This window comes from Sphingomonas baiyangensis (assembly GCF_005144715.1).
GTDB classification, from domain to species: domain Bacteria; phylum Pseudomonadota; class Alphaproteobacteria; order Sphingomonadales; family Sphingomonadaceae; genus Sphingomonas; species Sphingomonas baiyangensis.
The window spans coordinates 414,942-429,090 of record NZ_SWKR01000002.1; the positions used below are offsets into that span (position 1 = coordinate 414,942).

A 14,149-nucleotide genomic window follows, 5' to 3' on the forward strand; every position below is an offset into this window, starting at 1 on the left:
CGGCGGCAGATAATCGCCCGCCCTTGCGCATGGTGGCGGTATGGGCGTGCTCCGCAACATCACCGACAGCCTGACGAACGCGCTAACGGGGCTGGGCACCCGCTCGGATGCTCGCACGGCGCGCGTCTATCGCGCGTTGCAGCTATCCGGCCGACATATCGAGGAAGCCTTTGAGGGCAGCGCCATGCTGCGCAAGGCTATCACCATCCCGGCGACCGATCGCGTACGGGCATGGCGAGATTGGCAAGCGGACGGCGACCAGATCGAGGCGTTGGAAGCCGAGGAACAGCGGCACCAGATCAAGGCGAAGGTTCGGCAGGCCGAGGTGCTGCGCGGCCTTGGCGGGGGTGCGCTTATCCTGATTACGGCGGGCGACCCCATGCTGCCGGTCAACGAGCGCACTATCAGCAAAGGCGCATTGCAGGCCCTCAACGTCGTATCGCGCTGGCATCTGAGCGCGCACGACTGGATCGATGATCTCGCCAGCCCCGATTATGGCAAGCCGCGCTATTGGGAGATCAACACAACGGGCCGACGCACGCGACTGCATCCTTCGCGTGTCGTTTGCTTCACGGCCGAACCGCTGCCGTCGATCTACCGCGCATCGTATGAGGATCGCTTCTGGGGCAGGGGACGCGTGCCGTCACTGCTTGAGCCGGCGCAGAACCTCGATGAAGCGCTGGCGACGTTCGGCTCGCTTATCAAGGATGCGCTTAACGTCGATCTAGGCGTGTCGGGGCTGCTCAACCAGATCGCCACTGAGGAAGGTGAGGCGCTGCTCATGCGTCGCTTTGCTGCGATGCGCGCTGGTATGGGCGCCCTCAACGCCGTCGTGTACGACAAGGGCGACGCTGAGGGCAAAGGTGGCGAAAGTATCGACCGCCATCAGGTGACGTGGGCCGGCATTCCTGACATCATCCGGGTCTACGCCGAGGCGCTGTCCGCGGCATCCGATATCCCGGTCACGCGGCTGTGGGGCACCTCGCCGAAGGGCCTGAACGCCACCGGTGAGCATGACGACGGCAACTGGAACAAGATGGTCGAGACGGGGCAGGAGCTTGAGCTTCGGCCGTGCCTCGACCAGCTCGACGCGGTGCTGATCCCGTCTGCGCTCGGCAGCCGGCCCGCCGAAATCTGGTGGAAGTTCGCGCCGCTCGACGTGCCGAGCGAGAAGGCCGAAACCGATCGCTTCAAGGTGTGGGTCGATAGCGCCGAGAAGGTGCAGCTATCGGGCGCCATCCCCGATCGCGCGTTCGCCAAGGCGTACCAGAACGGCCTTACCGAAAACGGATGGATGCCGGGCCTTGAAGGCGCGCTGGCCGAGGAACCCAAAGAAACGCGGTTCGGCGGCATGCCTGAGGACGACGGCACCGATCCGAGCGAGATTGTCGCAGGGCAAGGAAGGGAGGTGATCGGAGATCTGCCGGGGGGCGGGGAACCCGATGGAAGCGACGTACCCGCCCGTCGTGCCGCGAATGACAGTAAGGGAGGTGGGCGACAGGCCGAGCCCCCTTTTCTGCATGACTACAACTCGCGTCAGCCGCGTGATCGCAACGGCCGATGGATAACCGGCGGCGCCAGAGGCTATGTCGCCGCAGCCGCTTCTAACCGGGCCGTAAAGCAGACTGAAATCGGCGATGTATCGGCGTCTACAGCCGTTCTAATCGGGCGCTTGGGGCACAGTGCTGGCGGAAAGGCCGTCGCGCTCGACCCTGGCTTCACACGGCATATCCTGAAAACGCATGGCGGCGCTTCCGAGAGAAAGCGCGGGCAAGTCCCGGTCACGCAGCGCGATATCGCCACGGTAACGAGCAAGCTGAACCGCGCCACCAATTTTCGGCGAGGCGAGCCGCCGACTGGGAGGCAAGGCAACCCCCGGATCGAAGCTATTTCAAGGACAAGCCGGATCGACACGCACATGGTATTCGAGGTGCGAAAGAAGCGCCTCGTTTTGGTGACCATGTACAAGAAAAGTCGGGGGTGACAGCATGCCAGATGTACAAGCCCCTGGCCAACGTCCGAAACCGACTGCTGCTAGCGTCAATATAGCGATGGCGGGGGCAAAAAGCAATGCGATATGACCTCGCCACACTGGTGCGCCGTCAACGCAACGTCCGCCGCCGCGCTATTCCCATCCGTGATATCGCCCCGCCTGCCACGCTGGCGTCGAGTCTGTACGCCAGCTACTCCCGCGTAGTGCAGCTATGGCAGCGCCGGGCCGAGCGTATCATCGCCGAATACGAGCGCACCGTCGACAGCATGACGACGGACAGCCCCGCCGATATCCAGGGCGAGATCGAGCAAGCGCAAAGCGAGTTCGAGCGGCTGTTCCTCGATATCGTGCCCGAGCTGCACGATTGGGTAATCAGGACCGAGGCGTGGACGCGAGGCCAGTGGCGCGGCGCGGTGCTGAGCGCGACTGGCGTTGATCTATCGACGCTACTTGGGCCCGAGGATGTTCGGGATACGCTTGAAAGCTATATCGCGTGGAATACTGACCTAATTCGAGATGTCTCGGCGCAAACACGTAAGAGGATTGGCGACCGTATTTTTTCCGGCTTGACCGAGCGGAAGCCTGCGCGGGAGGTCGCGCGCGAGATACGCGAGGCGGTGGCAATGTCTCGCGATCGATCGTTGAGAGTCGCCAGCGACCAATTGAGCAAGCTGACAAGCAACCTCGCCGCTGAGCGTCGCCGTGAAGCCGGTCTGTCGGTTTTTGAGTGGCGGCATTCACGCAAGCGCCATCCGCGAACAGAGCATCAAGCGCGCGACGGGAATTATTATTCTGAAGACCCGGCGCTGGTTGGCAAGCGCGTTGATGGGAAGACTATACGCGCGGACCCGCCACGTGGCGATCGTGCTGGAATGCCCCCATTCTGCGGGTGCCGAGAGCGATCGGTGCTTGTGTTTTCGTTCGACGGCGAGGGCTGATTCTGCTACAAACTTCGGGCCGATACGGGGGTCTAGACCCGCACCGGCCCTGACCAATACGCGATAGGAGCGCGACATGGCTAAGAAATCGATATTAGAGTTGCTCGGCGGTGTCACGCGGTTTGGAAGGCTTACTCTCATTGGAGAGGGCGAGCCATATCCAAGCGCGTCGCGCCCATTGAGGCGGGGACGGTTTCTCTGCGATTGCGGGCAGATCAGGGATATGATGCCCTCCAAAGTTCGCCAGGGCGTGTACATAAGCTGTGGATGCGCGCAGGCGGAAGCGTCGCGCAAACGGTTCACGAAGCACGGGGGCTATAGAAGCCCCGAATACAGATCTTGGAATGCGATGATGCAGCGATGCCACAACCCAAACAGCACTTCGTTTGGGCGCTACGGGGCGAAAGGAATATGCGTGGCTCCGGAATGGCATGGCCCCGAGGGTTTCAAGCGATTTGCGGTGTTTGTAGGCCCGCGTCCCAACGGGACAACCATCGATCGTATTGATGGAGAAAGGGGTTATGAACCGGGTAATGTGCGATGGGCGTCGCCAAAGGTGCAGCAAAACAATCGCGCTATATCGCGTCTGATTGAATTTCGTGGCGAGGCCATGAATACTAGGGACTGGTCCGCACGGCTCGGCATGGGAAAGAACACGATCGACGAGCGGTTGCGTAAGGGGTGGAGCGTAGAGCGGGCGCTAACGGAGCCCGTCCATCGGTGCGGCGGAAACGTCAGGAAGACGGCATAACCCCTTCCTGACGGCGGTAACAGCCATCCTCGCGGGCAAATACCGTCCCGCGCATGGCATTCCTCGCCGACCATCTGACGCTGGACGCCCCCCGCCGGACGCGCGAGGGGTTCCTTGCCGTGCGTGCCAAAGCCGCGCGCACAGGCGTTTACCAATATACCGGCGCCGAGGTCGATCCCACGAACGCGCACGGCCTGCGCGACAAGGCGATCGTCAACGTCCTTCGCGACGAAAACACGGTCTTCGATCGCGGCGCGGTGCAGTCGTTCATCGGCAAGCCCGTCACCGACGATCACCCCTCACAGCCGGTCACGAAGGACAATTGGCGCCAGCACGCGCGTGGCACCATCATGGGTGCCCTTCGCGATGGGGATTACGTCGCGTTCGATCTTCTCGTGACCGACGCCGAGGCGATTAGCAAGATCGAGGCTGGCAAGCGCGAGCTGTCGAACGGCTATGGCGCCGAGTTGGAGTTCGGCGAGTTCAAGGCGAAGGACGGCACGGTATGTGACGCTCGCCAATCCAAAATCACCGGAGGCAATCACGTTGCCTTGGTCGATCGGGGCCGCGCTGGCTCTGACTGCCGGATCGCAGACGCGCGAGCATTCGCGACGTGCGATGCCAATCCAGAGGCGGTGGCGCGCCTGTCAACCGAAGGAAAAGCAATGAAGAAGATCGTGCTCGACGGTCTGCAAGTCGATTTGTCGGACGCGGATGCCGTCAGCGCCGCGATCTCGAAGTTGCAGGCCCAGGTCGCTGACGCCGTAGCCGCGAAGGAAACCGCTGAAACCAAGGCTGTTGCCGATGCGGCAGCGGTCGTGGCGAAGGACACCGAAATCGCTGACCTCAAGCGCCAGCTCGCTGATGCGGCAATCACGCCCGCCAAGCTCGCCGACGCCGCCAAGGAATACGCCGACGTGCAAGCCAAGGCCAAGGCTGCTGGCGTGACGGTCGCTGCCGATGCCGACACTGCCGCGATCAAGAAGGCGGTCGTGGACGCGAAGATGGGCGAGGCCGCGAAGGCGTACACCGCCGACAACATCGCCATCGCGTTCGACGTGCTGACCAAGGGCGTTACCGTTGCCGACACGAAGGTGCATTCGATCGGTGCGCCGCTGGTCGCCGACACGGCAACGCTGCGCGACAAGGCGCGCATGGACTACATCAACGGCCTGAACGGCCAGAAGAAGGACGCTGCATAATGGCCGCTGTTCAGACCGCTTATGGCTCGCGCCTGCCCGCTCTCGCGCTGGGCATGATCGTCAACCAGGAACTGCACAACGCCACGTCGCGCGTGCTCGAGGACTCGACCGCGATCGGCTACGGCCGCGCGGTTTTTGCTGGCGCCGAAGATAACGGTGTGACCGCAACGCCCTCGGCGCTGTTCGAGGGCGTAACCATCAAGGATGTGACGGTCGTTGGCGACGCCGCTGACACGTTCGAGGAGGGCGCCACGCTGCCTCTCTGCCGGCTCGGCGTGATCGCAGTTCAGGCTTCCAAGGCCGTGGACAAGGGCGACCAGGCCTATGTGACCAGCGCGGGCGCGTGGACTGATGTGGCCACCGACAACACCGCGATCGTCGGCGCCACGTTCGACGGCACCACCAGCGCAGCCGGCCTTGTGCCGCTCCGCATCAAGTAAGGGGGCGAGCATGTACATGGACGCAAATCCGTTTCTGACCGATGCACAGGGCGCTCTCAGCTTCCTGTCGCAACAGGCGGCGTATGTCGAAACCGAGGTGTTCCGCACGAAGTACGAGGATATCCAGTATCCTCAGCTCGTGACGATCGACACTTCGGCGGGCGAGTTCTCGAAGGTCATCGAGTTCTATTCGATGGACGGCGTGGGCAAGGCCAAGTGGTTTAACCACCTGTCCAAGGATGTGCCGAACGCCGACGTCAATATGACGAAGTACACGCACGCTATCGAAATGGCAGCGATCGGCTATCGGTACACCACCGAGGAGCTGGGCTATGCTTCGCGTCTCGGTATCAGCCTGGACACGGAACGCGCCTCAATGGCTCGCCGCGCATACGAGGAGTTCATCGACGACATCGTGCGGGTCGGTGACACCGACAAGGGGATGACCGGGCTGTTCAACGACCCGAATGTCGATGACGCGCTGGTTGCGAACGATGGCACTGGTTCGACGCGCACTTGGGCAACCAAGACGCCAATCCAGATCCTTCGCGACGTCAACGAGGCGCTCACGGCGGTCTATGCCGGCTCGGGTCGTGTCGAGATGGCGAACACCATCCTGCTGCCCACCGCCGCGTTCACGCTGCTGGCGACCACGCCCATGTCGGCGGACAGCAACATGACGATCCTCGACTGGCTGATGCGCGGCAACGTGTACACGGCCACGACCGGTCAGCCCCTCACGATCCGCGCAGTCGGCGGCCTTGAGGATGCGGGTGCTTCGGGTGCGGGGCGCATGGTCGTCTATCGCAACACGCGCGACGTAGTGAAGCTGCATCTGCCGGTGCCGCTGCGCTTCCTCGAGCCGATGCGCTCGGGTCCGATGATCTACGAAGTGCCCGGCTACTTCAAAACTGGCGGCGTCGAAATCCGCCTGCCCGGCGCTGTTCGCTATCGTGATGGCATCGTCGCTTAACTGTTCGTCGCGGGGGTGAGGGAAGGGGCGGGCCAGCGCGGTTCGCCCCTTTTTGTTTGGAGAGAATAGATGGCCGATATCGAGTACATCGTCAGCAATCCACGCAAGACGCCGCGCACTATCTTTGTTGGCGCCACAACGTTTAAGTTGGCGCCGGGTGGCTCGCAGCCCATCACCATGTCGGACGGGCAAGCGGCTGACGAGCGCGCCGCCGGGATGACGGTAAAGCCGAACGTGCAGCCCGACACGCCGCAAGGTAAGGCTGACGACCTCCCCGGCCTGACCGGCAAGAGCAAGGCTGACTTGCTCGCCATCGCGGCCGACGAGGGCGTGGACGCCAACGACGACATGACGAACGCCGAGATCCGCGCGGCGATCGAGGCGGGCCGTGCCTGATTACGAGCTATACCGGGACAGCGCGGGCGTCGTTCGTGAGCGGCAGCGCGCAGCAACCGGCGGCGACGGCACAGCGAGCCTTGTCGAGCGCGACACGGACGGCAACCCGGTCCCGACGCACAAGGCGCACGCCTACACCTATGACAGCTCGGGCAACCTCCACACCGATACCGTGACCGATGGCGCGGATAGGTGGGTCCGCACGCTCGAATGGGGCAACGGCGTGCAGACTGGCGATAGCGGGTGGGTCAAGCAATGATCGTCGCCAAGAACGCCCCGTTTCGTCGCAACCTGAGCGTCAGCCCGATTATGGTTCCGGCGACCGACGAGCCGTCCTATGTCGCTGTGGGGCCGCTGCCGAATGGCGTGACGAGCTTCGGCGTGGTCAACTCGTATCCGGTCTATATCCGGCTGCTGGGCACGTCGATGGGCGACGAGACGCCGAACGACGCCGGCGAGGGGCTGGGCTGGCTGTTTCCGCCGGGGCATTTCGGCATCTACAGCACGCAGTTCCCGGCGGGCGTGTCGGCGATTGCGGTCGAGCGTCCCGGCTTCCCCATCCATGATGAGGAGGGCGCTTTGCTGTACCCGGAGGCCGCGCTTGAGTTGTTCTACGGGTCTGGCGCGTAATGGCGGTTCGTGCTCCCGGTTATGGACTGCCCGGCGCGAAGGGCGAGGCTGGCGCTACGGGGCCGCAGGGGGCCACTGGCGCGCAGGGCATGGCTGGACCCCAAGGGGCGACGGGACCGCAAGGCCCGGCAGGCGAGCGTGGTCCTCAAGGCGCAGCCGGCGCACAGGGGCCTGCTGGCCCGCAGGGCGCGACTGGTGCTGCCTCGACTGTCCCCGGCCCCCAAGGCCCTGCCGGCGCCAAAGGCGACACAGGCGCATCGAGTGCTACGCTGCTCGGCGCGGTCACACTGGCACAGACGGCTTTGGTATCCATCAGTGCAGGCGTGCGGCGTCTGTCCGTTACCGTACCGTCTGCATGGGGCGTCTCGCCGGGGCAAAACCTGCTGCTGTTCGCTGTGTCGCTGCCGAATGGCTCCTATGCCACGCACGACGTGATCGCGACGGCGGCGAACACGATCGAGGTAGGCGTTACCGCTCCGCTGCTGGCGATCGGCGCAGGCTATTCGATCAACGCCCGGCTTGTGAGGATCAACACCTGATGCCGTACATAATGCCCACCTATGAGCAGTTCGGCATTCGCTACCCGGCCCTTGCGGCCATTCCCGAGGCGAGGGTCGAATACTGGCTGACCGACGCGACGCGGTTCGTCAAAACGAGCTGGGCCGAGGGCGACTATCAGCCGGCTATCCTCGCCTATGCCGCGCACCAGATCTCGCTACAGGACAGCACGAGCGGCGGCGATGCAGTGCCGGCGGGCGTCACGTCGTTTCGCTCTGGTTCGTTCAGTCTGTCGCTGTCCGACGAAGCGGCTTCGATCGCAGCTCGAGGCGGCTATGGCGCTACCGAATATGGTCGCGAGTTTGAGGCGATGCTTCGCCGCAACGTCGGCGGGATGCGGCTTGCGATCGGCGTTCACGCGCCGGCAGGGTATGGTTGGGCGTGCTAGGCGGGGCCTATCGCAACATCGCCTTGGCGCTGTCCGCTCGCTACGGAGGGCCGTACCACGCGGCGACGGCATCGTGGCCGGGAACGCCTGTCATGGATGCGGGTGGTTCGATCGTCACGCCGGGCACGCCTGTAACATCGGACTGCTCGGCACAGGTCGATGCTGCCACGGAAGCCATGCGGCAGGCGGAAGGCTATGCGGAAGGCGACGCGCGCATTCTGGTGCTGGGGCTTGAGGCGCTCGACACCGATGCGCGGCTGACGATCGCCGCCGGCCCTCACGCGGGTACATGGACGCTGCAATCGGTCGAGCTGGACCCAATAGCCGTCGGATGGGTGTGTCGGGGCCGTCGTGCCGCTTAAGGGCCGCAAGCAGCACGTAGACCGGTTGCGGGCGTTGGCCGGCGGAACGATGGAGCGGCGCGTATCGCAAGCACTGTTCGCGGGTGCCGAGCGCATTGCAGTCGCGGCACAGATCAGCATCACGGCGGGCAGCGTTTCCGGCAGGGGCCATGTACCATCTGCCCCGGGCCAGCCCCCCAACCAGGACACTGGAGTTCTGGCAGGCAATATCGAAGCAACCCTGCCCGCGCCATTGCGAGCACAGGTGGCCTCAAGCGCCCCGTACAGTGCGCCGCTTGAGTTCGGCACCTCTCGCATGGCTGCGCGCCCCTTCATGGCCCCAGCGCGCGACCAGGAGCGTGCCGAGGTCGTGGCGCTGGTGACGAGGGCGGTAAACTCCGCCGTCAGATCATCGAAGCGTTAGCCCATGCCCCGCGTGTCCTTCACCGCCCGCTATCGGCACATCGAACGCGAACGCACGACGGTGTTTCGCGAAGGGTGGAACGGCAACGTCACTGCCGATATTGCCCGAGCGGCGAAGGAAGCCGGCGCATTGAAGGAGACGAAGCGTGGCCGGAAACCTGATCCGCGAAGTGCGACGGGCGACGCTGACGCATCTGGCGGCGAATGAGGGCCTTACCGCCCTTGTTCCGGCGACCTCAATCTATCCTTCAACGGTTCCGGCCAATCCCGCGTGGCCGTTCATCCGCTTCGATGCGCCCAACTCGCTGCCACTCGACGGGGCCTGCTATGCCGGCGCCGAGGTAACGTTCCTGCTGCACTGCTTCGCCAAGCCGCGCTACAGCGGCAGCGCCATGATCGAAACCGCCGAGGACTATGCGGCGCGCATCCTGTCGGCGATGCATCTGGCGGTGCATAACCATCGCGTTATTGTCTCGGGCACGTCGGCACAGCTTCGGGCCGTATCGTCGCGGCTGCTGATCGATGGGGCCGAGGCGGACGCCTATCACGGTATTCTCAACATGCGTGCGCGGGTGCTAGCAGCCTAAGCCCGATCGTGGCATAGCGAGGCATGGACGATGCGATGTTCCGCGCTTTCGCTATCGCTGGTTTGCGCACCGGCGACATAGACGAAGCGCAGATTGTCGCGGCGGCGGAATATGCTGACAGCAAGGGCGATGCCGACACGGCGCACCAGTTGCGGTGCCTGCTGATCCGCGCGGGCGAGCGCGATGTGGGCGAGGTCGAACGCGAGCAGGCCCGCAAGCGGCTCCACGTCATTGATGGCGGTAACGGGGCTTAGACCCTGCCCATAGGCTTCCGGCAATCTAGCCAGGAGCCTGCATAATGTCCGTGCCAGTCGAACCCGATTTCGCGATTGCCAAGATGGGGGATGGTGAGGACCCCGAAGTCTTCAGCATCATGTGCGCGTTGACGAACGTCGCGTTCAACCAGGCAGCGAACACGACCGATCGGTATCGGATCGACTGCACCAAGCCCGGCATCCCGCCCTCGCGCAAGGTATTCGTCACCGGCAAGCAGTGGGACGTGACTGCTTCTGGTGTGTTCAGCGTGGACGAAATCGACCGGTTCAACGCAGCGCTCGGCGTTCGCAAAAACTACGAGATCGAGTTTCGCCAGCGCGACGGCACAGACATGGGCATCCTTCTCGGAACCTACGAAGGCGCGGCGGTGATGACGGCGAATAACGTCACCGTAGGCGAGGAAGGCACGGCCGAAGTGACGCTCGCTGGCGAGGGTGAGGTCGTCTGGACCGTCGCCCCGTAATGGACGAAACCGCGATTACGCTCGATTTCGGGCGGGGCACCTATCGGTTCTGGCTGCCGATGCCGCGCATTATCGAGATCGAGCGCAATTGCGGTGATACGTCGATCGTCACTATCTACGAAAGCCTGAGCGACGGCATCGGGCTTGACCGCGAAACCGATGAGCCGCGCTTCCTCGGCACTGGCCCGGCGCGCATCTCGCATATCTCCGAAGTTATTCGCTGCGCTGCTATCGGCGGCGGGCAGGCCGAGATCGCCGGCGAGGTGGTCAAGGTCGGGCCGCTCGACGCGCAGCAGCTCGTGGCGGATTACGTGACCGGCAGGCCCTACACCGAGCACGCACCTGTTGCATGGGCGATCCTTCACGCCGCCATCATGGGCGTGAAGCTAGGCTCAAAAAAAAAGGCCGAAGCGGAAAGCGAGAGGCGTTCCGAAAAGGCAGCGTAATCGCGAATTGCGGCGTGCTGGGGCTTGAGTACGAATCCGCGTCGCTGTCTATGTACCTCGAAGCGTTGGAAGCGCATGGTGAGGCTGGCGAGCCATCCAAGCCCGAAGTATCAGACGAGTTCCGCGCGCAGTTTCAGCGTATCAAGGCTGCTGAGCGGGTTCATTAGGCTCGTTGCTTAGCCGCAGCGCGATATTCTCGCCATCGGCGCCCTGCTCAAGGAATGACGCCTCGTCTACCAATTGGAGATCGGCGCGCCCGCCGAGGAAGCCGGTTTTGACTTGGCAGCGAACGTAGCGGGTTTTCCCCGGTTGCACGCGGACCTCCACGCTCGACGTACGATTGGTCAGCACATAGTCGCCCGGCTCAACTGCGATCGTGGCGTACTTGCCGCGCCCTAGTTCGACCAGCTCGCGGCCCTCGTGTCGCACCGGGCATCCGATCGCCAAACCCCAAAGGCTTTTGCTGCGATAGACGACGATGGCGCTTTCTTCAGGAGCGGCTTGGCCGGGCAGCATGATCGCGATGGCGGCAAGAGCGCAGACGTGAACCGGCATTAGTGGTCGCATGGCCGAAGTCGATCCCGTCATTCTCGAATTGCGCGCGGAGCTTACGCGCTATCGCAACGAATTGCGAGCCACGACAACGATCGTTGATCGGTCGCTGCAACAGCAGGAGCGACGCGTCGTGTCGCTTGAGAGGCAATTCGCCCGATCCTCAGCGGAGATCGGCGGCAAGCTTCGGCTGCTGGCGGGTGCGTTCGCGGGAGCCTTTTCCGCGCAGCAGCTCACTGGCCTCGTGGATGGCTATACTCGCCTGCAAAACAGCTTGCGGGTCGCGGGACTTGAGGGCGAGAGCCTCGCCAGCGTTCAGGAGAATTTGCTCGGCCTTTCGTCGCGCTATGGCGTCAGCCTTGAGGCGCTGGCAGGGCTGTTCGGGAATGCCACGCAGGCCGGGCAGGAGCTTGGCGCATCGCAGTCGCAGATCCTTGGGTTGACCGAGGCCACTTCGCAGGCGTTGCTTATCACTGGCACGAGCGCAGTATCGGCATCGGGCGCTATTCTCGGCCTCAATCAAGCGCTGGCATCTGGCACGGTGCGTGCGGAAGAGTTCAACCAGATCAACGAGGGCGGCTTGCGTCCTCTATTGCAGGCCGCAGCCAATGCCGAGCGGTTTGGCGGGAGCGTCGCAAAGCTCCGTGCTGCCGTGCTCGACGGGAAGGTTTCGAGCCAAGAGTTTTTCACCGCTATCCTGAACGGCTCGGCGGCGTTGGAAGGTCAAGCAGCGAAGGCGACGCTTACGCTTTCCGGCGCATTCGAGGCGCTCAACAGCCGGCTCACTGTGTATGTAGGCCAGTCCGCTCAGGCGAACGGCGCATCGGCTGCGCTCGCGAACGGCATCAAACTGCTGGCAGACAACCTCGATCTTGTAGCGAATGCACTGGCGGTGATCGCGGCGGCTATCGTCGGCCGCTATGTCGCGGCGCTGGGCGCGGCAGCAGCCGGTCAGGTAGCCCTTGCCCGTTCCGCTGCCGGTGCAACGACGGCGCTTGGCACGATGGGCGCTGTTGCCGCAACGACGGGCAGGGCGTTGCTAGTAGCGTTTGGTGGGCCGGTGGGGCTGGCTATCACCGCCGTCACGATCGCGATCGGTTATGCGGCGACCCGAACGACCGAACTTGAGCGGGCGCAAGAATCGCTGACCCGCGCCACGGAAGCCGCTGCCGCCGTAGTGCGCCCCTATGCTGACGCTGTGGATCGGCTCGCGACGCTGCAAGGCAAAGCTCGCAACGCTGCGCTGGCAAATGCGCGGGCTTTGCGCGAGGAAGCTATTCAGGCGCGTGAGGCGGCACGCGCGGTTGCCGTTCTCGCGAAGGCTGAGGCGTTGCGTCTACAAGGGCAGGCCCGCCTAGCAGCCGAGCGCACGCGCGTAGCGGCGAACGATCCACGCTTGGCTCCCGGCATCGACAAACAGCGTATCGACCGAGAGTTCGCTGACGCGCGCGAAAGTTTTCGGCAGTCAGCCGACACGTTCAACGCAATCAATGCCGAGGTGCGCCGCCTCGACGCACAGCTTGCCGCTGGCGCACCCCCCGCTGTTTCCGGCGGCGAGGAAGCTGGCAAGAAAACGAAGACCCGCGCTGGCAAAAGCGCCGAGCAACTCGCAAACGAGGCGGCGCGCACCGAGGCGCAATTCCAGGACGAACTTGCCCGGTCGCGGGTGGAGTTGCTGCGCGCGCAAGCCGATCTAACCGGCGGCATTCAGGCACAATACGCGGCCACCATCGCCGCGATCGATGCTGATCGCGAAAGCTATCGCCGTCAGTTGCAGTTGGACGATCAGCTTACGCAGGCACAGCGTGACGAGCTTCTAGCCGCTCGCGATGCCGTGCTGGCGAAGCAGCGCCAGATTGCCGAGCAGGACTTGAACGCCGCCGAGGCGCAGCGCGCGGCGGAACTGGACCAGATCGCGCTCGACCTGCGCGCGCAGGAAGTGGCGTTGGCCGGAGAGTTTGTGGACAGCGCAAAGGGCCGCGCAGCCATCGAACTCGAGTTGCTCGATATTGCCGATCGCCAGCGCGAGATCGACCTTCAGCGCATCATCGAAACCGAGAAGGTCAACAGCGCACTGGCGCAGCGGGCGCAAGCGGAACTGGACGCATTACGAGCGTCGCGCGGGCAGCGTGAAGCCGCAGTGTTGGCGCGCAATGAAGGGCCGGCGGGTCGCTACATGCGCGAGCTTACGCGCAGCGCCGACGCCATCAACGAGGATATCGAGGCGATCTCGGTTCAGGCGCTCGACAAGCTCAACGATGGCCTTACCGAAGCGATCATGGGCACGAAATCGCTGGGCGACGTGTTCAAGGGCGTGGCAAACCAGATCATCGCCGACCTGATCCGCATCGCGGTACAGCAGCAGATCATTAAGCCGCTGGCAAACGCGTTGTTCGGCGGTGGTGGGGGAGGCGGCGGCGGTGGCGATTTATTTGCTGCGATCGGGTCGGCCATCGGCGGTCGCCAGTCTGGCGGGTACATGCCCCCCAATAGCGTGCGTCGCGTCAACGAGGGCCGGGGCAGCGGCGTGGAGTTGCTGCGCGTCGGCCCGCAGGGTGGCACTGTAATTCCGCTCGGGCAGGCGAACGCCGTTGCGAGGCCAGCGCAAGCCGCGCCGGCAGTCGTGCAGGTGGTAGTAGACGAAGGCGCATTGTTTCGCCCAACGATCCGGCAAGTGTCCGGCGACGTGTCGGTGCAGGTGGTGCGGCAGTCGGCGCCACAGATAGCCCGCGCTGGCGCTGATATTGCCATCACCGAGCAGGCAAAACTCAACCGCTACGGGTCCAAGTGAC

17 protein-coding genes are annotated in these 14,149 nt (G+C 64.0%); 16 read left to right on the forward strand and 1 reads right to left on the reverse strand.

Translation table 11 applies throughout. The features are described 5' to 3' along the window. Positions 1-46 precede the first annotated feature (46 nt). The 15 genes from FBR43_RS05150 (at position 47) to FBR43_RS05225 (ending at position 10,805) form a co-directional block, all read left to right on the forward strand. A complete protein-coding gene (locus FBR43_RS05150; protein WP_169542500.1) occupies positions 47-1,984 on the forward strand; it encodes an anti-CBASS protein Acb1 family protein in 1,938 nt (645 codons plus the stop codon). 86 nt (positions 1,985-2,070) lie between these two features. Further along, a complete protein-coding gene (locus FBR43_RS05155; protein ID WP_212611892.1) occupies positions 2,071-2,931 on the forward strand; it encodes a hypothetical protein in 861 nt (286 codons plus the stop codon). A gap of 804 nt (positions 2,932-3,735) precedes the next feature. Further along, the gene (locus tag FBR43_RS05160; protein ID WP_136942153.1) at positions 3,736-4,884 is read left to right on the forward strand and encodes a DUF2213 domain-containing protein; all 1,149 of its coding nucleotides are present in this window, start codon (positions 3,736-3,738) and stop codon (positions 4,882-4,884) included. Continuing rightward, positions 4,884-5,324 (forward strand): structural cement protein Gp24, encoded by a 441-nt coding sequence (locus FBR43_RS05165; RefSeq protein ID WP_136942154.1) that lies wholly within the window; start codon positions 4,884-4,886, stop codon positions 5,322-5,324. Before FBR43_RS05160 ends, FBR43_RS05165 begins: the two co-directional genes overlap by 1 nt. A gap of 16 nt (positions 5,325-5,340) precedes the next feature. Then, a complete protein-coding gene (locus tag FBR43_RS05170) occupies positions 5,341-6,297 on the forward strand; it encodes a DUF2184 domain-containing protein (protein ID WP_212611893.1) in 957 nt (318 codons plus the stop codon). A gap of 69 nt (positions 6,298-6,366) precedes the next feature. Further along, complete coding sequence (locus FBR43_RS05175) at positions 6,367-6,693, forward strand: hypothetical protein (RefSeq protein ID WP_136942156.1); 327 nt, start codon at positions 6,367-6,369, stop codon at positions 6,691-6,693. Further along, positions 6,686-6,952: a hypothetical protein gene (locus FBR43_RS05180; protein WP_136942157.1), complete on the forward strand. Its 267-nt coding sequence runs from the start codon at positions 6,686-6,688 to the stop codon at positions 6,950-6,952. Before FBR43_RS05175 ends, FBR43_RS05180 begins: the two co-directional genes overlap by 8 nt. After that, positions 6,949-7,323, forward strand: coding sequence for a hypothetical protein (locus FBR43_RS05185; protein ID WP_136942158.1), 375 nt, complete (start codon positions 6,949-6,951; stop codon positions 7,321-7,323). Before FBR43_RS05180 ends, FBR43_RS05185 begins: the two co-directional genes overlap by 4 nt. Positions 7,324-7,646: 323 nt before the next feature. Beyond that, positions 7,647-7,862, forward strand: coding sequence for a hypothetical protein (locus tag FBR43_RS16420; RefSeq protein ID WP_249276683.1), 216 nt, complete (start codon positions 7,647-7,649; stop codon positions 7,860-7,862). Continuing rightward, positions 7,862-8,269, forward strand: a complete 408-nt coding sequence (locus FBR43_RS05195; protein ID WP_169542501.1) for a DUF4054 domain-containing protein — start codon at positions 7,862-7,864, stop codon at positions 8,267-8,269. The genes FBR43_RS16420 and FBR43_RS05195 overlap by 1 nt, the downstream gene beginning before the upstream one ends. A gap of 23 nt (positions 8,270-8,292) precedes the next feature. Continuing rightward, complete coding sequence (locus FBR43_RS05200; protein WP_212611894.1) at positions 8,293-8,631, forward strand: hypothetical protein; 339 nt, start codon at positions 8,293-8,295, stop codon at positions 8,629-8,631. Between the two features lie 548 nt (positions 8,632-9,179). Next, entirely contained in the window at positions 9,180-9,620 is a 441-nt protein-coding gene (locus FBR43_RS05210) for a DUF3168 domain-containing protein (protein ID WP_136942163.1), read from the forward strand. A 23-nt stretch (positions 9,621-9,643) separates the two neighbouring features. After that, positions 9,644-9,874: a hypothetical protein gene (locus FBR43_RS05215; protein WP_136942164.1), complete on the forward strand. Its 231-nt coding sequence runs from the start codon at positions 9,644-9,646 to the stop codon at positions 9,872-9,874. 44 nt (positions 9,875-9,918) lie between these two features. Next, positions 9,919-10,359, forward strand: a complete 441-nt coding sequence (locus tag FBR43_RS05220; RefSeq protein ID WP_136942165.1) for a phage tail protein — start codon at positions 9,919-9,921, stop codon at positions 10,357-10,359. Further along, entirely contained in the window at positions 10,359-10,805 is a 447-nt protein-coding gene (locus FBR43_RS05225; RefSeq protein WP_136942166.1) for a GTA-gp10 family protein, read from the forward strand. The genes FBR43_RS05220 and FBR43_RS05225 overlap by 1 nt, the downstream gene beginning before the upstream one ends. Before the next feature lie 141 nt (positions 10,806-10,946). Here FBR43_RS05225 and FBR43_RS05230 read toward each other — a convergent pair whose 3' ends face one another. After that, entirely contained in the window at positions 10,947-11,360 is a 414-nt protein-coding gene (locus FBR43_RS05230; RefSeq protein ID WP_169542503.1) for a DUF2846 domain-containing protein, read from the reverse strand. Positions 11,361-11,370: 10 nt separating this feature from the next. Between FBR43_RS05230 and FBR43_RS05235 the strand changes: the two genes are divergently transcribed. Beyond that, positions 11,371-14,148: a tape measure protein gene (locus FBR43_RS05235; RefSeq protein WP_136942168.1), complete on the forward strand. Its 2,778-nt coding sequence runs from the start codon at positions 11,371-11,373 to the stop codon at positions 14,146-14,148. Position 14,149 lies beyond the last annotated feature (1 nt).

What these genes read in the sequence shown, in the direction of transcription:
- FBR43_RS05155 (WP_212611892.1), top strand. Translation starts at nt 2,071, where the DNA reads ATGCGATATGACCTCGCCACACTGGTGCGCCGTCAACGCAACGTCCGC.
- FBR43_RS05160 (WP_136942153.1), top strand. Translation starts at nt 3,736, where the DNA reads ATGGCATTCCTCGCCGACCATCTGACGCTGGACGCCCCCCGCCGGACG.
- FBR43_RS05165 (WP_136942154.1), top strand. Translation starts at nt 4,884, where the DNA reads ATGGCCGCTGTTCAGACCGCTTATGGCTCGCGCCTGCCCGCTCTCGCG.
- FBR43_RS05170 (WP_212611893.1), top strand. Translation starts at nt 5,341, where the DNA reads ATGGACGCAAATCCGTTTCTGACCGATGCACAGGGCGCTCTCAGCTTC.
- FBR43_RS05175 (WP_136942156.1), top strand. Translation starts at nt 6,367, where the DNA reads ATGGCCGATATCGAGTACATCGTCAGCAATCCACGCAAGACGCCGCGC.
- FBR43_RS05185 (WP_136942158.1), top strand. Translation starts at nt 6,949, where the DNA reads ATGATCGTCGCCAAGAACGCCCCGTTTCGTCGCAACCTGAGCGTCAGC.
- FBR43_RS05195 (WP_169542501.1), top strand. Translation starts at nt 7,862, where the DNA reads ATGCCGTACATAATGCCCACCTATGAGCAGTTCGGCATTCGCTACCCG.
- FBR43_RS05215 (WP_136942164.1), top strand. Translation starts at nt 9,644, where the DNA reads ATGGACGATGCGATGTTCCGCGCTTTCGCTATCGCTGGTTTGCGCACC.
- FBR43_RS05220 (WP_136942165.1), top strand. Translation starts at nt 9,919, where the DNA reads ATGTCCGTGCCAGTCGAACCCGATTTCGCGATTGCCAAGATGGGGGAT.
- FBR43_RS05225 (WP_136942166.1), top strand. Translation starts at nt 10,359, where the DNA reads ATGGACGAAACCGCGATTACGCTCGATTTCGGGCGGGGCACCTATCGG.
- FBR43_RS05230 (WP_169542503.1), bottom strand. Translation starts at nt 11,360, where the DNA reads ATGCCGGTTCACGTCTGCGCTCTTGCCGCCATCGCGATCATGCTGCCC.
- FBR43_RS05235 (WP_136942168.1), top strand. Translation starts at nt 11,371, where the DNA reads ATGGCCGAAGTCGATCCCGTCATTCTCGAATTGCGCGCGGAGCTTACG.